At 39.5% G+C, this 23103-nt stretch carries 23 protein-coding genes; 13 read left to right on the forward strand and 10 right to left on the reverse strand.

The window, feature by feature from the left end:
• Positions 1–135: 135 nt before the first annotated feature.
• The 4 genes from gltS (at position 136) to FTV50_RS03605 (ending at position 2936) form a co-directional block, all read left to right on the forward strand.
• Entirely contained in the window at positions 136–1359 is a 1224-nt protein-coding gene (gene gltS / locus FTV50_RS03590; protein WP_180023528.1) for a sodium/glutamate symporter, read from the forward strand.
• A gap of 94 nt (positions 1360–1453) precedes the next feature.
• Complete coding sequence (locus tag FTV50_RS03595) at positions 1454–2311, forward strand: tetratricopeptide repeat protein (RefSeq protein WP_180023529.1); 858 nt, start codon at positions 1454–1456, stop codon at positions 2309–2311.
• A 203-nt stretch (positions 2312–2514) separates the two neighbouring features.
• Positions 2515–2727, forward strand: a complete 213-nt coding sequence (locus FTV50_RS03600) for a DUF4177 domain-containing protein (RefSeq protein ID WP_078193931.1) — start codon at positions 2515–2517, stop codon at positions 2725–2727.
• Complete coding sequence (locus FTV50_RS03605; protein ID WP_180004964.1) at positions 2724–2936, forward strand: hypothetical protein; 213 nt, start codon at positions 2724–2726, stop codon at positions 2934–2936. Before FTV50_RS03600 ends, FTV50_RS03605 begins: the two co-directional genes overlap by 4 nt.
• Before the next feature lie 85 nt (positions 2937–3021).
• On the opposite strand, the gene FTV50_RS03610 is transcribed toward FTV50_RS03605, so the two are convergent.
• Together FTV50_RS03610 and FTV50_RS03615 are read right to left on the reverse strand one after the other, a co-directional pair.
• Entirely contained in the window at positions 3022–3507 is a 486-nt protein-coding gene (locus FTV50_RS03610) for an Lrp/AsnC family transcriptional regulator (RefSeq protein WP_078188537.1), read from the reverse strand.
• Positions 3508–3722: 215 nt separating this feature from the next.
• Positions 3723–4583, reverse strand: a complete 861-nt coding sequence (locus FTV50_RS03615) for an alpha/beta fold hydrolase (RefSeq protein ID WP_180023530.1) — start codon at positions 4581–4583, stop codon at positions 3723–3725.
• A 174-nt stretch (positions 4584–4757) separates the two neighbouring features.
• On the opposite strand from FTV50_RS03615, the gene FTV50_RS03620 reads away from it, so the two are divergent.
• The gene (locus FTV50_RS03620) at positions 4758–5219 is read left to right on the forward strand and encodes a hypothetical protein (protein ID WP_180023531.1); all 462 of its coding nucleotides are present in this window, start codon (positions 4758–4760) and stop codon (positions 5217–5219) included.
• A 274-nt stretch (positions 5220–5493) separates the two neighbouring features.
• Here the strand turns inward: FTV50_RS03620 and FTV50_RS03625 are convergent, their stop codons facing one another.
• Both FTV50_RS03625 and brnQ read right to left on the reverse strand, forming a co-directional pair.
• The gene (locus FTV50_RS03625; protein WP_078188534.1) at positions 5494–5730 is read right to left on the reverse strand and encodes a hypothetical protein; all 237 of its coding nucleotides are present in this window, start codon (positions 5728–5730) and stop codon (positions 5494–5496) included.
• 558 nt (positions 5731–6288) lie between these two features.
• Positions 6289–7581 (reverse strand): branched-chain amino acid transport system II carrier protein, encoded by a 1293-nt coding sequence (brnQ, locus tag FTV50_RS03630; protein WP_180023532.1) that lies wholly within the window; start codon positions 7579–7581, stop codon positions 6289–6291.
• Between the two features lie 349 nt (positions 7582–7930).
• On the opposite strand from brnQ, the gene map reads away from it, so the two are divergent.
• Positions 7931–8725, forward strand: a complete 795-nt coding sequence (gene map, locus FTV50_RS03635) for a type I methionyl aminopeptidase (RefSeq protein WP_078193926.1) — start codon at positions 7931–7933, stop codon at positions 8723–8725.
• Positions 8726–9045: 320 nt separating this feature from the next.
• On the opposite strand, the gene FTV50_RS03640 is transcribed toward map, so the two are convergent.
• Positions 9046–9960 carry a LysR substrate-binding domain-containing protein gene (locus tag FTV50_RS03640; RefSeq protein ID WP_180023533.1) on the reverse strand — a complete coding sequence of 305 codons (915 nt, stop codon included), beginning with the start codon at positions 9958–9960 and terminating at the stop codon, positions 9046–9048.
• Positions 9961–10239: 279 nt separating this feature from the next.
• Between FTV50_RS03640 and FTV50_RS03645 the strand changes: the two genes are divergently transcribed.
• Positions 10240–11151, forward strand: a complete 912-nt coding sequence (locus FTV50_RS03645; protein ID WP_078188530.1) for a LysR family transcriptional regulator — start codon at positions 10240–10242, stop codon at positions 11149–11151.
• 133 nt (positions 11152–11284) lie between these two features.
• Here the strand turns inward: FTV50_RS03645 and FTV50_RS03650 are convergent, their stop codons facing one another.
• Together FTV50_RS03650 and FTV50_RS03655 are read right to left on the reverse strand one after the other, a co-directional pair.
• Entirely contained in the window at positions 11285–12193 is a 909-nt protein-coding gene (locus FTV50_RS03650; RefSeq protein ID WP_180023534.1) for an alpha/beta fold hydrolase, read from the reverse strand.
• Positions 12194–12218: 25 nt separating this feature from the next.
• A complete protein-coding gene (locus FTV50_RS03655; RefSeq protein WP_180023535.1) occupies positions 12219–12758 on the reverse strand; it encodes a PadR family transcriptional regulator in 540 nt (179 codons plus the stop codon).
• Positions 12759–12939: 181 nt separating this feature from the next.
• Here FTV50_RS03655 and FTV50_RS03660 point away from each other — a divergent pair, with 181 nt between their 5' ends.
• The 3 genes from FTV50_RS03660 (at position 12940) to FTV50_RS03670 (ending at position 16784) form a co-directional block, all read left to right on the forward strand.
• Complete coding sequence (locus tag FTV50_RS03660; protein WP_180023536.1) at positions 12940–14964, forward strand: NADPH-dependent 2,4-dienoyl-CoA reductase; 2025 nt, start codon at positions 12940–12942, stop codon at positions 14962–14964.
• A 121-nt stretch (positions 14965–15085) separates the two neighbouring features.
• Positions 15086–15490 (forward strand): nuclear transport factor 2 family protein, encoded by a 405-nt coding sequence (locus FTV50_RS03665; protein WP_078193923.1) that lies wholly within the window; start codon positions 15086–15088, stop codon positions 15488–15490.
• 202 nt (positions 15491–15692) lie between these two features.
• On the forward strand, positions 15693–16784 hold the full coding sequence (locus tag FTV50_RS03670; RefSeq protein WP_180023537.1) for a YheT family hydrolase: 1092 nt from the start codon (positions 15693–15695) through the stop codon (positions 16782–16784).
• 38 nt (positions 16785–16822) lie between these two features.
• Here FTV50_RS03670 and FTV50_RS03675 read toward each other — a convergent pair whose 3' ends face one another.
• Positions 16823–17998, reverse strand: a complete 1176-nt coding sequence (locus FTV50_RS03675; protein WP_180023538.1) for an MFS transporter — start codon at positions 17996–17998, stop codon at positions 16823–16825.
• A 1-nt stretch (position 17999) separates the two neighbouring features.
• Complete coding sequence (gene dkgB / locus FTV50_RS03680) at positions 18000–18821, reverse strand: 2,5-didehydrogluconate reductase DkgB (protein WP_180023539.1); 822 nt, start codon at positions 18819–18821, stop codon at positions 18000–18002.
• Positions 18822–18930: 109 nt separating this feature from the next.
• On the opposite strand from dkgB, the gene FTV50_RS03685 reads away from it, so the two are divergent.
• Positions 18931–19815, forward strand: a complete 885-nt coding sequence (locus FTV50_RS03685) for a LysR family transcriptional regulator (RefSeq protein WP_180023569.1) — start codon at positions 18931–18933, stop codon at positions 19813–19815.
• Positions 19816–19928: 113 nt separating this feature from the next.
• On the opposite strand, the gene FTV50_RS03690 is transcribed toward FTV50_RS03685, so the two are convergent.
• On the reverse strand, positions 19929–20342 hold the full coding sequence (locus FTV50_RS03690; protein WP_180023540.1) for an internalin: 414 nt from the start codon (positions 20340–20342) through the stop codon (positions 19929–19931).
• A 229-nt stretch (positions 20343–20571) separates the two neighbouring features.
• Between FTV50_RS03690 and FTV50_RS03695 the strand changes: the two genes are divergently transcribed.
• Positions 20572–22212, forward strand: coding sequence for a CTP synthase (locus FTV50_RS03695; RefSeq protein ID WP_180023541.1), 1641 nt, complete (start codon positions 20572–20574; stop codon positions 22210–22212).
• A gap of 31 nt (positions 22213–22243) precedes the next feature.
• Positions 22244–23101 carry a 3-deoxy-8-phosphooctulonate synthase gene (gene kdsA / locus FTV50_RS03700; RefSeq protein WP_078188522.1) on the forward strand — a complete coding sequence of 286 codons (858 nt, stop codon included), beginning with the start codon at positions 22244–22246 and terminating at the stop codon, positions 23099–23101.
• Positions 23102–23103: the final 2 nt, after the last annotated feature.

The following is a 23103-nucleotide window of genomic DNA, read 5'->3' on the forward strand; positions in this document are numbered from 1 at the left end:
TTTATTTCACTTATTAGGCTTCAAAAATGTGTAGTAGAAGAAGGGGCGTAAATAGCTTATTTACATTTTTCTAGCTGAAAAAACTCCAATGATTATGTAAAAAGGTAAATAAAATTGAGCACTTAAGATTAAATTATGAATTATGAGCTAGATGCTTTTTTGACAATTGTCGTGGCGGTTTTGGTTTTATTTATTGGTTATTTCTTCGTACACAAAATTTCCATCCTGAAAAAATACAACATTCCTGAACCAGTGGCAGGTGGTCTAGTTGCAGCGGTAATTACTTTTATATTATTTAAAAACTTTAATATCACCGTAAATTTTGATGCCAAAATTCAGCAAATATTCATGCTGATGTTCTTTACCTCTGTAGGTTTGAGCGCAAGTCTTGGAAAACTCAAAGAAGGCGGAAAAGCACTGGTACTGTTTTTAGGCTGTGTGATTGTATTTGTCATGCTGCAAAATATCGTTGGCATCAGTTTGGCCAAAGTTTTGGGATTAGATCCACTCATCGGCTTAATTACAGGTTCCGTAACACTTACAGGTGGTCACGGTACAGCAGGCGCATGGGGTACAGTCTTTGAACAAGATCATGGTATACAAGGTGCAGTCGTACTCGGTATGGCAAGTGCAACCTTCGGCTTAGTCATTGGCGGCATGATGGGCGGGCCAGTGGCGAAATTCCTCATCCGCCGTTTTCAGTTGGCAGAAGAACTTGTACCCACATCAGGACGTAATGAAGCACCGCCTGCATCTGAAACGGCGCCTTTCGAATATCCTGAAAAAACTCGTTTAATTACCGCAGATGATGCCGTCAAAACGATGGGGATGTTTGCCATCTGTATCAGCTTTGCTTATTTCATGACAGAGTTTGCTCGTGGACAGTGGTTTGAGTTGCCTACATTCGTTTGGGCTTTAGCGTGTGGTGTATTTTTAAGAAACACCCTTGAACTTGGCTTTAAAATAGAAATGTTTGACCGCTGTATCGATGTCTTTGGTAATGCATCATTGGCGCTGTTTTTATCGATGGCGCTGATGTCATTGCAGCTCTGGTTATTGGCAGATCTTGCAGGCCCACTGGTGATTATTTTACTGGTACAAACCCTCGTTTTAGCACTGTATCTGTACTTTGTAACTTTTAGAATCATGGGAAAAAGCTACGATGCAGCGGTACTTTGTGCAGGGCAGTGCGGCGTAAACCTCGGTGCGACGCCTACAGCGATTGCCAATATTCAGGCAGTGACCAATACCTATGGACCTTCACATAAAGCCTTTTTGATCATACCTTTGACAGGGGCGTTTTTTGTAGACATTGTCAATGCTGTGGTCATTCAGATAACGATAGGCTTCTTCGGTTAAAGCTGTATATACTGCTTAAAAAATGCTAAAGCATCTAGAGAGGGTGCTTCAGCATTTCATTTTTCACCATCTTATTGATCAAGAATAATTAACAATGAAAGCTTTAAAATATCAGTTGCCTTACATCAAATTGTGCATGCTATTTGTATTAACAGTACTTCCATTTTCCATAACCTATTCAGCCGAAATTGATGTCCAAAAGACCATAGTTCAAGCGCAAAATAACGATAAACAGGCGCTTTATGATTTGGCTGTACTGAAACATATGGGGCTAGAAGGTGTGGAGATTAATCTGCCTAAAGCCATAGCGCTGTATAAGCGTGCTTCTGCCTTAGGGCATCGCTCAGCAAATCAAAATTTGGGATTGATATATTACAAAGGTGTAGGAGTAAAAGTAGATTATGTAGAAGCTGCAAAATGGTTTGAGATTGGTGCTGAAAGAAATTTAGATGATTCAAAGCGTATGCTTTTGATCATGAATAAATATGAACTCATTCCAAGAAATGATAAAAAATTTGAAAGTCTTTTAATTGAATTTGCAAATAAAGGCAAGCAAGAAGATATCGAACAATTGGCCGACTATTATTACTATACGAAGCAAAATATGCAGCTTGCTGAAAAGCCAACGATGTTGTTGGCTGAACAAGGCTTGGCTCAATATCAGTCCCGTTTGGGTATGATTTATTATCAAGGTATTGATGCAAAGCCTGATTATAAAAAGGCTTATCCGTGGTTTTTAAAGGCTGCGGAAGCAAATGATTTGAACGGAAAAATTAGCGTAGCAAGTTTTTATTTGGGTGGGCTAGGCGTGCAGCAAGATTTTGAAAAAGCTGCTGCATGGTTTAATTCGGCTTATCAGCAAGACTCTGTGAAAACATGTGAAATTCACAGTCTTGTTTTGTCAAAATTGAACAATGAAATACAACAATGTGAGCTAAGTAGAAAACAATAAAAAGCCCCATGGTTAGGGGCTAGTCGTATCACTCGCGTGATACTCATATAAGGCTCATCTCATACTGCGTGTATTAAAGCATAAAATTGAAAAAAATGCTGAGCAAATTGACAGTTAAAACTTGGTTGTTTTAGGGAAAACCGATCGTTATACTTTGCTCTGAACATTTGTTCATTTCACTATAACCATAAAGAACTATATTGATGAAAGAATATAAAGTTGTTATCTATCAAGAAGGTATGCTGGGATCTTTGCTGCTTGGCTCTTCAAAAGTTGATCCTGTTAAATTCACCAATTTTTTAAATCAAAATGCACAGCAAGGTTGGGCGGTGATTACGATGGAAAAGGATATCCGTCGTATGCTGCTTTTTTGGAAGCGCGAAGCTTATGTAGTTGTTTTGGAAAGAGAAAAATGAAATACGGTGTCTTTAGTGCACTTATTATTTCAGTTTTATGGGGTTTATTAGCCATCGCTCAATTATGGTTTGAGTTGCTCAGTGTCGAAGTATTTACCAAACTAACCGTCACAGTAGCGATCTTAGAAGCCATCATTATTATTGCAACATTGGTCATACGTGAGTATTTGACAGATAAAAAATTGAAAAAAGATGGCTATATAGATTAGAACACATAAATAGGGCAATTGGGTGCTGAGCTCAATTGCCTTAAAATTTTAAAGTCATTTTATAGATTAGATCTATATTGACTCATTACTCAATCATCATGAGGTCAGCACTGCTGGCAGATTTTAATTGTCGTAGCGCAAAAATGGAGCGGGTATGGCGTATACCTTTCATAGAATATAAATTTTTACGTAAAAAACGCTCATAGTGTTCAGCATTTTTAACTGCAACTTTCACCAAATAATCATAATCGCCAGTGACTAAATGTGCTTCTACCACTTCTGGCATATTGGCTAAAGTTTCACTAAATTGATCTAAAATTTCATCGTCGTGACGTTCTAATGTAATTTCAATAAAGAATAATTCATTGATCCCAATCGATTTTGGGTTGATGTTGGCTGTATAGCCGTCGATAATTTTTAAATTTTCTAGACGCTTTAAGCGTGTCCAACACGGCGAAGAGGAGAGACCAACACGTTCAGAAAGCTGGGCTATGGTGAGTCGTCCATCTTCTCTTAATGCGGATAATATTAAACGATCAATTCTGTCGAGGTTGTGTCGTGCTTCACTCATGCCAAAATAGAATATAATTGAGAAAAAATAGTTATATCATTTTTTGCAATGGTCGGCTGATGAAAATAAGTACACTTGGACGTTCAGTGCAGATTTTAAAGATAGAAAATAGAATATGTAAGCTGTCAGGCAGTTTGAATGAATCTAAAAGTAGAAATTATTGTGCAGTCCATAAAAAGACCACTCAGCCGGATTACTGACTGAGTGGCAAAAACTTAAGCGTGTAACTGTTGTTCAATGATCGGCCATAGGTTTTGATGTGATGATTTAAACATCAACATATGTCCGATGGCTTTATGACCTGTTTCTTTCGGTTTTAACTCAATCATTTGAGTCAAAGCATTCGGGTATAAACGCAGCAAGTCTTTGACATTGGCTTCCGTGGCGATTTCGTCATCAGAGCTCCATACGGCAGTGATCGGGCAGCTCACTTGTTGATGAAAATCATGCTGAACAGTTTTGCCTAAGGCATTGATGACATAACCGGGTTTGCTACAAAATTCAGCCCATTCACGAGCAACATCTTTTGGCAAATTTTCACCCATGCCAATTGCATTGGTCGGGCCATAGCCAATGGTATAGCGTGCAATCGGGAAGATCACATTAAACATCACTGGAGCTAAAAGTTTGGTACGACCTTTAAGTTTTTTTACATGACCTGTAGAGCCAGAAACAGCAACCACTTTGGCAACTTTGTCAAAATTTGGCACGATACCTAATAATTGTCCGCCTGCGCTATGACCGAGTAATATGACTTTAGGCGCTTGCGTTTTACTGATCAAGGCGTCGATTGCCGCAGGGATATCAAGCTGCCCCCATTGCACAATACTTGCTGTCGATTCTTTTAGAGGGCTGTGTAGCGACTCACCAATACCACGAAAATCAAAAACTAACACGTCATAGCCTTGTTGGCTCAACCATGTTGCATAACTATTATAAAATTGCTTGGTAATGCCTGTGGCTGGACAAATCAACACAGGTAAAGCCTGTTTTAGATCTGTCTGGTGTGGATAAAAGCGCGCACTCAGTGGATAGCCGTCTTGGCAATGAATCGTGAGTTTTTCAGATGATGACATGATTCAAACTTCATGGATGTATTCCGATGACTCTAATTTACACAAGTTCCAAAAAGAAACCTGAAGAGAGTATGACTCTAAAGTCATGTCATAACAGGTTTGAAGCAAGTACTATTGCAGTAGAAATACAGATAAAAATAATGCGTGTAATTGAACAATGGATGTAAATTAAAAATGGACATGCTTCAACTTTCGAGTGCAGTACAAATTGCGATAGTCTTTAGTGGGATTTATTTATGGGTAGGTATGCTCACGGGTGTGTGGAAATATACACAAATAAGGCAGTCTGAACTGGCACGTGCGCATTATTATGTCGATATTGCACATCGGAGCAGTTTGTTATACGCCCCAGCGACGCTTATTTTAGCGGTATTGGCCTATTTTTCAGCACTTCCACATACACTCAATTTACTCTTTGTAATCATCAATTTGTTCTTTTTTAGCTTTTCGATTTTAAGCTATGTGCTGCATGGCTTTTTAGCTGATACCACCAATCAATTTAAAGTACCGCACGTCTTAGGCAAATGGCATTTACCTAAATGGATGATGAGTATGGCAATGCTTGGATTGGTGATTGGTGAGTTAATTGCAACACTCGGATTGCTCTTTGGAGTCATCGTTAAATTTTGGTTTTAAGCAAAGTAGTATCAATCATAAATAGTACCAATTAGATTGGAAGCTAATCAGGAGATAAAAGCTTTTAAAGTGCAGACGATGGCTATGTAGAAGAATTTATAAAACAAAATTTGAAGTTCTGCAGAATTGAAAATTTATGAGAAAAGGCTGATGATTTTCTGGTTATTTTAGGGATTATTTGTATTGTTATTTAAAAAGGATTAAATGATCGAGAAGGTAGGGATTGGCATCTTTTCTTTTTTCAAGATGGATGATGCCTCATCCATCTTCTAACTTAAAATTCTGTTGATTTTTGCTTTCGATATTTGTGGTCAATCACTGCCCATAAATAAAAGGCCACCGAGACAATAAGCGCATAAGCAAAGTATTCAGGTCTTAAATTTCCTTGTATTAAGCCTTGAATAAGTAGTGTCAGCATGAGAGCAATAGTGGTGCTTGTATAGGTCACCATGTTCTTATTTGCCTTCAGAGCGTTAATGAAGAATTGCTTTTTGAAATGTACTGATAACATCTCCACCCCTCCTTGTTGTTGTTTCGCCAAAACCCATGATTTTGGTCAGGTTTGAACTACTGTTGTACTTCGAAACTAGAAGTATTTCAATAGCAAATGTCATTATTTTGTCATAAAACTATGTTAGATCATCATATAAGAATAATCATTTTATTCATATACTAAATATTATGAATCTAAAGGTGTTGACTGGTAAGTAAAATGGTCGATGCATAATATCTATGTATGAATAAGCAATATATATACCAACACGAGTATATCGGCTTTATGACACGAAACCGCCTAGCTTACAGTCTGAATCGGGCTTAATTATGGAGTTTGTGTACGGTGTATTTTGCAGAAAGTATTTGTATTTTAACTATTATTATATTTTGTAGCCAAATGGCTGGCTTTTTTTCTCATCATGAAAATAAAACTTTATTTAAAAGTTCAATGACTTAGGATTATTTCGCTGTAGTAGGACAAATAAATGTCAGTTTGGGTAAAACTCGACAATTATTGGTCACAGGTAAAATCGTCATTCGGGTAAAACTCCGATTTTAGACAGGTCAAAAAAGGTTATTTTTTAACTTTGTCAATTACAGCAGCAATAATCAGCACAATCACAGAAGGGATCAGCCATGCTAAATTTTGTTGAGCAAGTGGTAGATTGGCAATAACGCTTGGAAGTGCATCTTCGAAACCAGCCACTTTTAAACCATCAAAAATACCGAAAATAAACGCACATGCGGTAACAGGCGCAATAACTCGTGATGGTGAAATAAACCATTTAGAGCAGAAGCTCAGTAGGATAACTACAATCGCAGGTGGATAAATCGCACTTAAAACAGGTACTGAAACAGCAATGAGTTTGGTTAAACCTAAGTTTGAAATAAGCAGTGAGAAGCCAACTAAAATGAACACAAAAACTTTGTATGGAATTTTAGTCAATTCTGAGAAATATTCAGCACATGCGCAGGTTAAGCCTATCGCAGTCACCATACATGCAACAAAAATCATTGCAGATAGGAAATAAGCGCCCATATCACCAAAAGCATGTTGTACATATGCATGCAGGATCACTGCACCATTTGTTGCATTTGGAGCAATATCATGGCTGCCCATACCGAGTTTGAATAAGCTGATATATACCAGTGTAAGTCCAATACCAGAAATAATACTGGCAATGACAGCATATTTGGTGACGAGCTTACTATCCGTTACGCCGCGTGAAGTAATGGCTTTGACGATCACAATACCAAAAACTAAAGCGCCTAATGTATCCATGGTTAAATAACCATTTACTACACCTTCAGAAACTGGTGCAGTTACGTAGTTATCAATTGCAGGTGGAATCACACCGGCAGGGATAAAGAACGCAGAGATACCCAGTATAACGAGGCCTAAAATCTTGAGTGGTGAAAGGAAATAACCTACGGTATCTAAAATTTTATTTGGGTAAAGTGAAACAATCGTCACCAATGCAAAATAAATCACGCTATAAATCAGCAGACTGTTTGCGCTGTTACCAAAATAAGAAGAGAAACCAATTTCATAAGAAACGGTAGCTGTACGAGGTGTTGCAAATAAAGGTCCAACAGCTAAGTAACACGCGACAGTAAGGATAATGCTGGCTGCTTTACCCAGAGGTGAACTTAAAACTTGAATAGAACCTTCTACACGCGACAAAGCAATAATCGTGATGACAGGTAGGCCAACTGCAGTGATCAAGAAACCAAATGCAGCTAACCAAACATGTTCACCCGCTTGCTGTGCGACAATTGGTGGGAAAATAATGTTACCTGCACCAATAAATAGTGCAAAGGTCATAAAACCTAAGGCAACAATATCCCGTGTACGAAGACTTGTCATAAAGGGGAGATGAACTGTGAAAAAAGGCAATTTTAGTGCAATTAAGCTCGTTTTTGGAGCAAAATTTATAAATCGTATAGATAGTTTTTATAATACGAATTATGAATATATTGACAGATAAAATAATGTTTTATTTATATTCATGATAAATAAAAGAAATTTATTGTATATAAATTTTTTATAGGAATATGTTTAGCTATTAAGATTTATCAGATATAAATCAATTGTTCTAATTTTCAGCACTAAATAGGATGCTATAAGCCGAATAAATGCAGAAATATTGGCTGAATAAAACAAAAAAAATCTAAAAGGTCTATAATTCGGTGTATTCAAATTTGAGGATATTCAGATGAAAGCTTCCAAAATCACGATTAAAACCGAGCAAGATATTGAAAAATTACGCATTTCAGGTCGTTTAGCTGCTCAGGTTTTAGAGATGATCGGGGAGTATGTCAAGCCGGGCGTGACCACTGAATATCTAGACGATATCTGCAATGATTTTATCGTCAACACACTTAAAGTGATTCCTGCCAACGTTGGCTACTATGGCTATACCAAAACCACCTGCATTTCACCGAATGAAGTGGTTTGTCATGGTATTCCTTCGAAAGAAACCGTATTGAAAGACGGAGACATTATCAATATTGATGTTGCTATCATTAAAGATGGTTATTTCGGTGATACCAGTCGTATGTACTATGTGGGTGAGGTTTCGCCTGCGGCTAAAAAGTTAGTCGAAACTACTTACGAAGCGATGGTTGCAGGGATTCATGCAGTTAAACCGGGAGCAACATTGGGTGATGTAGGCTATGCCATTCAACAAGTTGCTCATCGTGAAGGCTACAGCATTGTACGTGAATACTGTGGTCACGGGATTGGTAAAGTTTATCATGAGCAACCAAGCGTTTTACACTATGGTCAACCGGGTCAAGGTGTCATTCTGAAAAAAGGCATGGTCTTTACCATTGAACCGATGATTAATAGCGGTAAAGCGCGTACTAAAGAGTTAAAAGACGGCTGGACAGTAATTACTGCAGACCGTTCTTTATCGGCACAGTGGGAACATATGGTTGTTGTAACCGATACGGGTTTTGAGTTGTTATCTCCATGGCCAGAGGGTACAGGCGAATATCCCGCGATCTAAGCTCAGTAGTGTTGTTAATGCCATATCTGCTGTGTCCAAATGATTGAAGTTAAATAAAATTATACAGTTGTATATTTTTTGACTTTAGTCTAGGAGTTCGTGGTGGTTATGGGCGTTATCGTTTTTAAGACTAACTACATTTCTCTAAGTCTTAATTTGTAAGGCTTTGCCTATAGCTCAAAAAATCAGTTAGAGCTATTAACGATTTAATAAAGATGTATTTTATTTATACAATAGCCCTACAGATTCTGCTGTAGTTTCTGATTTTACTTAGTTTTTAAGTTTTCGCTTACCCATCACATGGGTAAGCTTTTTTTTGCTTAAAATTTAGCGTGTTCATGTTGGCTGAGTTTTTCAACTAAGTAATCAATGAATACACGCACAGCAGGTAGTAAGCCACGACGAGATGGATAAACTGCATGGAAAATACCATGTGCAGCTTTCCATTCAGGTAGTACACGAACCAAAGCACCTGATTTCACGTGATCGGACACAATACTGTCGGGTAATAACACCACGCCACAATCTTGGCAGGCCAGTGCAGCTAACATAGACAGGTCAGAGCCCATCACGGTTGGGTTAACTTTGATTTTTTTCTGATGATGCTGTGCATCGGTCACAATAATATGTTGATCGAGATGCTCATCCGCCATACTTAATATTTGATGCTGAGATAAATCTTCAGGTTGTTTGAGTTCACCAAATTTATTCAGATACGCCTGACTGGCAAATAAGTGCTGCTCAATCGTTTCAAATTTACGAATGACTAAATTGGGGTCGTCGTCTAGATTTGAACGTACACGTAGCGCAAGATCGAAGCCTTCATTAATGATATCTACGCGGCGATTGGTCACCATCATTTGCACTTTAATTTCTGGATATTGCTTTAAAAATTCAGGCAAAATTTTGGTCATTTCATTTTGCGCGATGGAAACAGGTAAGCTGACTTTAATTAAGCCGCGCGGCTGTGTGCTGAGATGATCAACCAAATCGTGTGCGGCTTGAGCGGCATTCATCATGACTTGTGCATGGCGATAGATATTCATACCAATATCTGTAACAGCAAAATGTCGTGAGCTACGTTGAATCAGGCGGACATCTAAACGTTCTTCTAAGTTATAGACCCGACGACTCAGTTTTGATTTTGGAATATCTGTTGCACGTTCGGCTGCACTAAAACCACCATGTTCGACCACTTGGGCAAAACAATAAAAATCATCTAGATCACTCAGCACTGTTCTTATTCCATATTTGCAACGATTTAGCTAATTAACTTGAATTGTTTCATGAAGTCAATCACGTTTTGTAGTTTTTCATGTGAGAAGGTTGAGCAAAATTGCCAAGACTAAAGTCGGGTTAACCTTGTAATCGTTTCACATTAGCATGACCAAACAATAAATGTGGTGTATACATCTTTTAAATAACCGAATTTGAAGGATGTGATTTGAGTGTCGTCCTGATATATTCAAATAAAAGACCATTATGAAAGAAATTCGACATTAAAGGACAATGTCATGGAATTAAGACATTTACGTTACTTTGTCGCCGTTGTAGAAGAACAGAGTTTTACGAAGGCTGCTGAAAAGCTATTTATTGCTCAACCTCCTTTAAGTCGTCAAATTCAAAATTTAGAAGAAGAGTTGGGTGCACAGCTTTTTGAGCGTGGCAGCCGTCCTTTGAGAACCACCACCATTGGCCGTTTCTTTTATCAGCAAGCTGTGAAATTACTTTCCAATGCAGAAGAAATTAAGCTGATTACGCAGCGGGCTAGTGCCACTGAACGTACTATTAATATTGGGTATGGCGGTTCGTTACTCTGTGGTTTATTACCTCGAATTGTTTATTTGTTCCGTCAGCAATATCCACACTTAAATGTAAATTTAATTGAACTGAGTGCAGTCGATCAAATTCAGGCTTTAAAAGAAGGTCGGGTTGATGCATGTTTTAGCCGAGTTCGTGTGTCGGATCAGGCGGTTAAACGTGTGCTATTGCGTGAAGAGCCGCTAATTGTTGCGGTACATTCGAGCCATCCTTTATCTTCACAGCAGCAGATTGCATTAAATAATCTCAAAGATGAGCAGATTTTTATCTATCCAGCAACGGATGGTCAAAGTTATGCAACGCTGATCAAGTCGTTGTTTTTAGAATATGGGATGGAGCCGAAACGCTTTAACACTCAAGCTGATTTGCAGCAATCGCTAGGCATGGTTGCCGCAGGCGAAGGCATTTGTATTGTTCCTGAATCTGTACAAATTATGCAGTTTAGGCATGTGAATTATGTGAAATTATCGGACAGTGCTGCCATTAGCCAAATTTATTTGATTGTGCGGAATGATGATGAAGGGGAATTGGCACGTCCTTTATTTGATTGTGTTTACCAAGTATATGATTTGGAAGCAATTGAATACGATCGTCGGGTTTTCTAACACTTGTTAGAGCATTAAAAATAATTTGATTTTGAAATTAATTTTTAAGTTACTTATTAAGTAACACCATCCTGTATATAAAAAAACAGGCTCATTCTTGAAAGTATTGAGCCTGTTTTTTTATTCAGTCTTACTAGATCGATTGTTTTAAAAACTTGGTGATTTCACGGCTAAATTTGACCGGTTCACTGAGCAATGGCGTATGTCCCGATTTTTTAAAAATAATCTGCTCAGCATTGGCTAGGCTGTCAGCAATAATTTTTTGACCTTGGGCAGGATAGAGGATCGATTTTGCCCCTGTGAAAAAAGTCGTCGGTGCGGTGAGTGCTGCAATGGCTTCACGATAATCTTCAGTATGGTTCAAATAATTTTGAATATACCAATATAAATAGGCCACACTTTGTGATGGTAACATCAGCTTCTGTAAAGTTGGTTGTTGGTATGCAAAACGGAAAGCGGATAATGCATAAGGATTGCTATTTTGTAAGTCTATGAATCTTAACCAAGCGTCGACCAGACCTTGACGGTCATGTTTATTCATCTGCTGTGCAAATGGCACGGAGAGGTTGGTTGCAAGTACCTTCGAGATGTCTTCTAAAATACTCAAAAACTCAGTGTGGCGTTTGCCATATAAACCATATTGCCAATCTGCATCTACTCGAATTTTAGGCGTTTGATCGATGTGTAAATAACGTTTAATTTTTTCGGCAAACTGACCGTATTTCAAACCATGCATGGTGGTCGTTGCCCCCATGGAGTAGGCAATCACCGTGATTTTATCGTAACCAAGTTGGGAAACTAAGCTGTCAATATCTCGCCAATGGCTTGAAATGGTATCCATATTTGGAATTTGACAATGTTTAGAGCCGCCAAATCCACGCCAGTCTGGAATGATAAATTTGAAATGCTTTCGGTGTTGATATAGAAAAGGGTGCCATTGCCAACTTTGCATGCCCAGTCCAGATAAAACCAGAATGGGTTCTCCTTGACCATATTCACGAACATACAGTTGTTGCTGATCGGGCATTGTATAGTGTGGCATGCGGCTTCCTATTTATTTTTTTGTTTTAGCGATTAAATTTATGCAACTGTGGAATGATGGTTTCAAGCCATTTGATCCAACCGATTTCCAAATCAATCCCAAGCTGTAAAATCATTTTATGAATGTACAAAGTACGGTCTTCATCATGCGCATGTGCAAAGTCTTTTGCAAAAATAGACTGGTACACTTTTAGTTTTTCTTTGTGAATTTCAAGATGGCGCTCTAATTCGGGTAATACGCCATTTGTACCCAGCTGAGCTTCTGCACGTAAACGGACCATTAACTCTTCGCGTAATTGAGCCGGAGGGCTTTGCTCAACCATCCAATTGGCTAATTCAACACGTCCAAGCTGTTCAACTTGGTAGGTTTTTTTACGGGTTGTGCTGTGCCCATCTTCAATGGTACTGATCCAGCCTTTTTGCAGCATGCCATTGAGTTCACGGTAGATTTGTTGATGTGTTGCATTCCAAAAAAAGCCCATAGAGCGGTCAAAACGGCGTGCAAGGTCAATTCCTGTACTCGGTTTTTCAAGTAAGCTCGTGAGTAAAACATGGGCTAAAGACATATATGGCTCAGTCAAAATAGTTTTGTACTTTTTATTATGCAACATGTTGCATAAAAATCAAATCTCGCATATAAATTAGTGCAACAAGTTGCAAAAATCTTGTGTGCGTAGATGGAAATAGAAAGCTCGTATACAAGCAAAGATAAAAATAGCCAGCTTTTCAGCACGCTAAGGAGAAAAAATGTCAAATTATCCAAATTTATTGGCACCACTAGATTTAGGTTTTACAACGCTAAAGAACCGTGTATTGATGGGTTCTATGCATATCGGTTTGGAAGAAGCGCCGGGTGGCTATGAACGCATGGCAGCTTTTTATGCAGAGCGTGCGAAAGGCGGCGTAGGTCTGATTGTAACCGGTGGTATTTCTCCCAATGATGATGGTGTGACATTTGCTGGTGGCTCAAAATTAGATTCTTTAGAAGAAGCAGAAAAACATAAAGTGATTACGCAGGCGGTACATGATGCTGGCGGTAAAATTGCGATGCAGATTTTGCATACAGGTCGCTACTCGTATCAAGCCAATAATGTTGCACCTTCATCTATTCAAGCACCAATTAACCCAGTAAAACCGCAAGCTTTAAGCACAGCAGACGTCGAGCGCACGATCAATGATTTTGCTCGATGTGCTCAGTTAGCACAGACAGCGGGTTATGACGGTGTAGAAGTCATGGGGTCAGAAGGTTATTTAATTAATGAGTTTATTGCTGCACGTACCAACCACCGTGATGATGAATGGGGCGGCAGTTATGAAAACCGTATTCGTTTTCCAATTGAGATCGTGCGTCGTACGCGTGAATTAGTCGGTGAAAATTTTATTATTATTTACCGTCTTTCTATGCTGGATCTGGTTGAAGGTGGTTCGACTTTCGAAGAAGTTGTGCAACTTGCAAAAGCCATTGAAAAAGCCGGTGCAACTATTATCAATACCGGTATTGGTTGGCATGAAGCGCGTATTCCGACCATTGCAACCAAAGTGCCACGTGCTGCATTTACATGGGTGACCAAGAAATTAAAAGGTCTTGTGAATGTTCCTTTAATCACCTCAAACCGTATTAACACTCCTGAAATGGCTGAGCACGTACTTGCTTCGGGTGATGCAGATATGGTGTCCATGGCACGTCCAATGCTGGCTGACCCACGTTTTGTAGAAAAAGCAGAACAAGGTCGTAGTGATGAAATTAATACCTGTATTGGTTGTAACCAAGCCTGTCTAGATCATATTTTCTCGATGAAAATTGCAACATGTTTGGTTAACCCTCAAGCTTGCTATGAAACTGAACTGATTTTTAAAGAATCTGCACAGGTGAAAAATATTGCTGTGATTGGTGCGGGACCTGCAGGTTTAAGCTTTGCAACTTATGCTGCAGAGCGTGGTCATAACATAACTATTTTTGAAGCATCGAGCCAAATTGGTGGACAGTTTAATATTGCGAAAACGATTCCTGGTAAAGAAGAGTTTTATGAAACGCTGCGTTATTTCAAACGTAAAATAGAACTATTGCCTCAGATTAAATTGGTATTGAACCATACAGCAACGTATGAAGAATTAGCTCAGTCTGATTTTGATGACATCGTGGTGGCGACGGGTGTAACACCGCGTCAGTTAGATATAGATGGTATTGATCATCCAAAAGTATTGAGCTATTTACAGGTATTACGTGAACGTCAACCTGTTGGCAAACGTGTAGCAATCATTGGTGCAGGCGGTATTGGTTTCGATACGGCTGAATATTTAACGCATGAAGGTGAAAGCGGTAGCCTCAATCCTGAGAAATTTTATGATGAATGGGGTATTGATACCACTTATGCGCAAGTCGGTGGCTTGAAACATCCAGACGTCGAAGAATCGCCGCGTGAAGTGTATTTATTGCAACGTAAGGCTAAATCGGTTGGTGCTGGCTTAGGTAAAACCACGGGTTGGATTCACCGTACAGGTTTGAAACACCGCGATGTGAAAATGATTGCGGGTGCAAGCTACGACAAAATTGATGATCAAGGTTTGCATATTACCGTTGATGGTCAATCACGTATTTTAGATGTTGATCATGTGGTGATTTGTGCAGGTCAGGAATCCTATACCGCGATGTATGAACAGCTACAAGCAGATGGGAAAAATGTGCATTTGATTGGTGGTGCGAAAGAAGCAGGTGAGTTAGATGCTAAACGTGCCATTCGTCAAGGTGCAGATTTGGCTGCGGTGATTTAATCAGCCTCATACTAAACCACGACAACTTCATTCAATTTAATATGCAGTTGTCGTGCTTCCTCTCCATTTGGGAGAGGAGTTTGAGGAAAGGGAAATGATTCATCAAAAAAAAGACATAAACATGACTATTGAAACAACAAAAAAATCTGTTGCACGTTGGCACGAAATGCTTAACACACGGGATATGAATATTTTAAATGAACTCTTGGCAGAGGATGTGGTGTTTCGTTCACCTGTCGCGTTTAACCCATATCCAGGTAAGCCTGTAGTAACTTTTATTTTGACCAATGTGATTCAAATTTTTGAAAATTTTACTTACCACCGTGAGTTTTATAGTGAGGATGGCCTCAATGTTGTACTTGAGTTTTCTGCCAATGTTGGCGAGAAAAAGTTAAAAGGGATCGACATGATTCAGTTTAATGAACAAGGTCAGATGATTGATTTTGAAGTCATGCTTCGTCCAAAAAGTGGCTTGGAAGCATTGGCGGCGAAAATGGGTGAGCGCATTATGCAATATCAGCCTTAAATCTGCTGATTTTAAATGCTCATCACAGAATGATAAAAAGCATGATGGATATTGTCATGCTTTTTGCTTTTGAGGCTTAAGCAAACAAATATTGCTAGCGAGATATGGTTTTGTAGATACATTTTTTTACTGGGCATTGTTAGTCAAAGTGAAAAGATTGAAATGATTTGCTGTGGTGCGAAGCGAGGTGAAGGTAAGGTCAATGAATAATGTGATGCATAAAGGGCGTCAGGCTCTTTTAAACTTTGTAGATCATGCAATTGGTGCAGAATTACCACAGCTTTATTATCATCCTGAAGGGCAAATGAAAGATGTGCTGCCGAAGTTAAAGCAACTACATGAAAAATATCGTCCTACGCCTTGGTTGTCGAATACTCATGCACATTTACTGTATTTTGATGTCATTAGAAAGCGCCAAGTAAAGCTCAAATACGACGCCATAGAGCAACTAACCATGGCTGATGGTGGAATCACAGCCATTGCATGGTTGGGCTTAGATTTGCCTGCAGATGTACCAACCGTGGTGCTCATGCATACGATTACGGGAACGCCTGAAAGTATGCGAGAAGTGGTTCGGGATCTTCATCTATATACTGGTTGGCGTATTGCACTGTGTTTAAGGCGTGGTCATGCCAATTTGCCTATGCCAGTTGCCAAAATAAATTTATTTGGTTCAACAGATGACTTACGTGAACAGATTGCCTTTATTCAGCAGAAATTTCCCGCATCGAGTTTGTGTGGCGTCGGTTCATCTGCAGGAACGGGGCTATTGGTTCGCTATTTAGGCGAACAAGGTGAGGAAACACCACTTAAAGCGGCTTTTGCTTTATGTCCGGGCTATGACACTGAGCTTGGCTTTAAAAATGTCCATCCTTTTTACAGTAAAATGATGACCAAGAAGCTCTTTCAGAAGTTTGTAGAACCCTATTCTGCAACATGGTCATCAACACCATCTTTAATAGAAGTCCTAAAAAGTAAAGATCTGGCGCAGTTTGAACGTACATATTTTCAAATGGCGGGTTTTACTGATTATGAAAGTTATGCCAAATCCACCAACCCAATTTATGTATTTGAAAATCTTAAAATTCCTTTGATGATTTTAAATGCCGAAGACGATCCTGTTTGCCACATTCAAAACTTTGAACCCTATAAAGAATTAATCCGTTCTTTGCCGAATGTAGTGGTGGTGACCACTAAAAAAGGCAGTCACTGTGGTTATTATGAAGGTTTAGTCGACACCCATTCATGGGCAACCAAATTAATGGCAGATTTTTTAAAGTTATATGCGAACTAAAAAATAGCCTACTTTGGGTAGGCTATTTTAAGTATGTGTTATTCAGCTTGTGCGCAACATGCAGTAATTTGAGGTTTAAGCTTCATCTGTATCAATACTAAAATCAACGCTATAGCGCTCAGTGTAGCGCCTGCATAAGACACCGCAGCATAGCTTAGGTTAAGATTTAGCACTGCGGCACCTGTGACTGCACCCAATGCATTTCCAAGATTAAATGCACCAATATTCACTGAAGAAGCGAGGCCTGGTGCATCGTGAGCTACTGTCATAACACGCATTTGTAAAGGTGGTACGACGGCAAAGGCTGCTGCTCCCCAGATGATTAATGCAATCGCTGCGCCAATGGTGGTGGTTGCTAAAATTGGAAATAACAGCATCATCAGCATGAGTAAGACTAAAAAGCCAATCAAGGTTTTATCTAAGGATTGATCGGCAAACTTACCACTGAAATGGTTACCAATTGAAAATCCGATCCCGATTAAAACCAACATGAAAGTGATAAGTTCAGGGCTTGCATGAGTAAAGACTTTTAAACTTGGTGCGATATAGGTATAGAGCGCGAACATAGCTCCAGCACTCATTACCGTGGTGAGCAGTGCTAAAACAACAGGCATGCGTGTTAATACTTTTAACTCTGCTCGTACATCAGGTTTTTCGGTCTGTTGCTGATGGGGTAGTGCTTTCCATAATGCCAACATGGTGATGATGCCCAATAAGGTAATAGCGGCAAAAGACATACGCCAACCGATATTTTGTCCTACCCACGTTGCGAGTGGTACACCGCCAATATTGGCAATGGTCAAGCCCATAAACATCATGGCAACAGCACTGGCTTGTTTATCTTTCGGCACAACACTCGCTGCAACCACAGAACCTAAGCCAAAAAATGCACCATGATTTAAGCTGGTGACTAAGCGTGCCGCCATTAAACCGAGATAATTTGGTGCAATCGTTGCCAAAATATTACCGATGGTAAATATTGCCATCAGCAAAATAAGGGCAGTACGTTTTGGAAAACGTGCTAACCATAAAGTCATTAATGGGGCACCAATCATGACGCCAACGGCATAGGCACTAATCAGTAAGCCTGCTTGAGGAATAGACACTGATAGATCTGCTGCAATTTCAGGCAAAAAACCCATCGGTGAAAATTCTGTTGTGCCAATTGCAAAAGCACCTACGGCTAATGCAATTAATGGAAAATTGAATTTCATATTAAATATCCCAAACTGGAGCAAGTTCAGGTGGGTTCACTTCACGCGCATTTCTGTCGAGTGTGGCAATGGCCTGCATCTGTTCAGGTGTTAAGTGAATGTCTTGAGCTTTTAAATTACTGATTAAATGTTCACGTTGGGTTGATGATGGAATAATGGCATAGCCTTTTTGCAGTGCCCATGCGAGTGCAATTTGAGCCGTAGTGACTTGAGTCGAAGTAACTTGGTGTTCGGCTGCAATGTTTAACAGCGTTGGGTCTTGCAAAACTTTGCCATAGGCCAAAGTCATATAGGATGTGACATCTATATTGTTGGCTTGCAGATAATTGACCAAGTTTTGATTTTGTAAATATGGACTGAGTTCAATTTGATTGGTTGCAATATTTTCCAGCCCGATGTGATCAATGGCTTGTTGAGTGAGCTCAATATTAAAATTAGATACACCAATATATTCAGTCAAACCTTGTTTTTTTGCCTCAAGTAAATGTCCCATTAATTCTGGAATATTGACTCCAAGTGCAGGTGCAGGCCAATGAATAAGTGTGAGGTTAACTGCATCCGTCCTTAATTTAATTAAGCTGTCCTTTAGGCTGGGTATCAGTTTGTCGGCAGCATAATTTTCAGTCCAAATTTTCGTGGTTAAGAAAATATCAGCTCGATTGACCTGACTTTCATCGATTGCTTGGCCTACTTCTGCTTCATTACCGTAGATTTGTGCGGTGTCTACAGCACGATATCCAACTTCTAAGGCAGTTTTAACAGAATGAATGACAGTGTCACCTGTCAAACGGAAGGTGCCGACACCAAATTGAGGAACAATCATCAGGAATTCTCTTTTTTGAATTGATGCTATTGTGCTGCTAATTTTAATGAAGAAAAATGCATGAATTTGGAATATATTATTGATTAAAAATCACGAATTAGAATATGCAATGAAATCGACCATTGAGGAGCTGCAGGCTTTTACTGTTATTGTAGATAGCGGCTCTATTATCAAAGCAGCAGAAAGACTGGATCAAACAGCATCTGGTGTAAGCCGCGCATTACAGCGTCTGGAATCTAAATTAAATGTAACCCTGTTGGAACGAACAACCCGCAAAATTAAGCTCACGCAAGAGGGGCAATTGTTTTTAGCAAAAACACGGCGGATATTGAATGATTTGAGCGAAGCGGAAGATTCTCTGCTAAAATTAGATGCAGATACTTCGGGGTTAGTGCGAGTCGATTCAGCAATTTCTTTTATTCTGCATATGATCGTTCCCTTGATTCCAGAATTTAATGCACGTTATCCGCATATACAGATTGAATTAGTAAATCATGATCAAGTGATTGACTTATTAGAGCATAAAGCGGATGTTGCAATTCGCTTTGGAAAATTAAACGACTCCAGTTTGCACGCAAAACTTATCTACAAGAGTCGACTGTGTTTGGTGGCGAGTCCTGAATATCTTCAGCAGCATGGACGTCCGCAAAATGCTGAAGAGCTAACTGCACATGCTTTACTTGGATTTAGTCAAATTACCCATATGAATACTTGGCCGATCCAAGTCGCAGGGAAACCTCTGACGATCCGCCCCAAAATCAAGGCGTCAAATGGTGAAACCATTCGTGAGCTTGCGATTCATGGGATGGGCATCGCTTGTCTTTCGATTTTTATGTTGGAAAAAGATATTGCAGAAGGACGATTGGTACAACTTTTAGACGATCAAATTGAGCCACATGAACAGCTTATTCATGCTGTCTATTATCAACAAGAGCATTTACCGAAACGTGTTCGTTTATTTATTGAATATTTAGCTGAAAAATTACAAGAATAGTTGTGAGAAAAAAACAGTGCATTGTTGGGTACATATTTTTATTTACATAGAAACAATAAAAAACCCGACAATTGCCGGGTTTTTTTGATCATTGGTTTGATAAAACTTCGATCTTAGTTCTCTAAAGCAGGTGTTGCAGCAGCAATGGCAGCAGCCACGGCGTCATCTTCAGACTGAGCAGAACCTGAGTTTTGTTTAGGTTGAGCAGCTTGTGCAGGTTTCTCTGCAGCTTTAGGCGCTTCTGCTTTTGGAGCAGGAGTTTCTGCAGGAGGAGTAGGTTCACGACGAATTTCAGTTGTTGTATTCGGTGTTTCTTCACGAATCACTTCAACTTGCTGCTGAGTCGTTTCTTCAACAACTGGTTGTTCTTCAACTGGTTCTAATTGTGTAGGTACAGATGCTGTTGGTTCAGATGCTGCAACTTCAACCTGTTCCTGTTCTTCTTCTTTTGGTGCTTCTTTTTTTACACATGCTGTAAGAAGTAGACCTGTTGCGATTGCACCGCAGATTAAAAGTTTCTTATTCATAATTACACAAAACAAAAAAGTGTGGATTGGATAACTGCATTATAACAGCAAATAAGAATATAGAAATGATAAGAACTTACTCTAAATTTTTATGATAATTGCTGTTACAATAGCCAATTGTTAATTGTTCTATGAATTGATGCGGAATGACTTTGCTTTCTTGGTACAGAGTAAAGTAAAATCGCACAACATTGTAGGCCAATTTAGGCTCCATTGTACGAGAAACTTAATGACCCATTTTATTTTCGTTACTGGTGGTGTTGTATCATCACTAGGTAAAGGTATTTCAGCTGCATCAGTGGCTGCGCTTTTAGAAGCCCGTGGTTTAAAAGTAACCATGGTAAAAATGGATCCATACATTAATGTCGATCCAGGGACTATGAGTCCATTCCAACACGGTGAAGTTTTTGTCACAGAGGATGGTGCTGAAACTGACTTAGACTTGGGTTATTACGAACGTTTCTTGCGTCGTGCGAAAATGACCAAACTGAACAACTTTACTTCAGGACGAGTGTACCAAGATGTCTTGAATAAAGAACGTCGTGGTGATTACCTCGGTGGTACAGTTCAAGTTATTCCACATATTACTGACAATATTAAAGAACGTGTTCTTCGCGCAGGTGAAGGCTATGACGTTGCGATCGTTGAGATCGGCGGTACAGTAGGTGACATTGAATCTCTCCCATTCATGGAATCTGTACGTCAACTTATGGTCGAACTAGGTCATAAGCGCACAATGTTAATGCACTTAACTTTACTCCCATACATTAAGTCAGCTGCGGAATTAAAAACTAAACCAACTCAACACTCTGTAAAAGAGCTTTTGTCGATTGGTATTCAACCAGACATTCTGATCTGCCGTACAGAGCATGATGTTGATGCTGACACTACACGTAAAATTGCGTTATTTACGAACGTTGAAGCGCGTGCAGTTGTGGTATGTAAAGATGCGCGTTCAATTTACCAAATTCCACGTACTTTCTATGAACAAAACGTTGATGATTTAATCTGTGAACGTTTTGGTTATAACGATCTTCCAGAAGCTGATCTTACAGACTGGGATAACGTTGTAGATGCATTACTGAACCCTGAATACACAGTTCGTGTAGCGATGGTTGGTAAATACGTTGAACTTCCAGATGCATACAAATCTGTAAACGAAGCGCTTTTACATGCGGGTATTCAAAACCGTGTGAAAGTTCAAATTGATTATGTCAATGCAGAAGAACTTGAAAGCCAAGATGTAAACGACGTATTAAAAGACGCGGATGCAATCTTAGTGCCGGGTGGCTTCGGTGAACGTGGTACAGAAGGCAAAATGAAAGCGATTTGTTTTGCACGTGAAAACGGTGTGCCATTCCTTGGCATCTGTTTAGGTATGCAGTTGGCTGTGATCGAATATGCGCGCAACGTTGCGGGTATTAGTGATGCAACTTCAACTGAATTTAACCGTTCTACAAAATCACCATTGATTGGTCTAATCACTGAATGGTTAGATGAGCGCGGCGAAGTTCAACAACGTAATGCAGATTCTGACTTAGGCGGCACAATGCGTCTTGGTGCTCAAAAATCTGAATTGGTTGCAGGAACAAAAACTGCACAAGTTTACGGTTCTGAAGAGATCGTTGAACGTCATCGTCACCGTTATGAAATGAACAACCGTTATATCCCAGTGCTTGAAGAAAAAGGCATGAAGATTTCAGGTTATTCTCCAGTACAGCGTCTTGTTGAAACTGTTGAAATTCCTGAACATCCTTGGTTTATTGCTGTACAATTCCATCCGGAATTTACAAGTTCACCACGTGATGGACACCCATTATTCGCAGGCTTTATTGATGCTGCTAAAAAGCAGTACCAAAAAGCGAAATAATGTGTTTTTGACTAAACCAGGAAGAGTTTAAATGTCACAATTAAAACCACAGGAAATTGTACGTTTAGGCGATATACAAATGGCAAATCATTTGCCATTTGTACTATTCGGCGGCATGAACGTACTTGAGTCAAAAGACCTTGCTTTTGAAATTGCTGAAACCTATGTGGATATCTGCAAACGCTTGGATATTCCGTATGTGTTTAAAGCAAGTTTTGATAAAGCCAATCGTTCAAGCTTGAACTCTTTCCGTGGCCCAGGCCTGGAAAAAGGAATCGAGTGGTTAGCTGACATTAAAAAACACTTTAATGTGCCGATTATTACTGATGTACATGAACCATACCAAGCTGCGCCTGTTGCTGAAGTTGCGGATATTATCCAACTTCCTGCATTTTTAAGCCGTCAAACTGACCTTGTTGAAGCAATGGCGAAAACTGATGCCATCATCAACATTAAAAAAGCACAGTTCCTCGCACCACACGAAATGCGTCATATTTTGCATAAGTGTTTGGAAGCAGGAAATGACAAACTAATTCTTTGTGAACGTGGTTCAGCATTTGGTTACAACAATTTAGTTGTAGACATGTTGGGCTTTGACATCATGAAAGAAATGAATGTCCCTGTGTTCTTTGATGTTACACATGCGCTTCAAACGCCGGGTGGTCGTGCGGATTCTGCAGGTGGTCGTCGTGCGCAAATCACGACACTGGCACGTGCAGGTATGGCGACTGGTTTAGCAGGTTTGTTCTTAGAAGCTCATCCAGATCCAGAAAATGCCAAATGTGACGGTCCATGTGCGCTACGCATGTCACAGTTGGAACCTTTCTTGGCACAGTTAAAAGAGCTCGATACCTTAGTTAAAGGTTTCGCAAAGTTAGACACACACTAATT

It is taken from the genome of Acinetobacter sp. YH1901134 (assembly GCF_013416965.1).
Classification (GTDB): domain Bacteria; phylum Pseudomonadota; class Gammaproteobacteria; order Pseudomonadales; family Moraxellaceae; genus Acinetobacter; species Acinetobacter amyesii.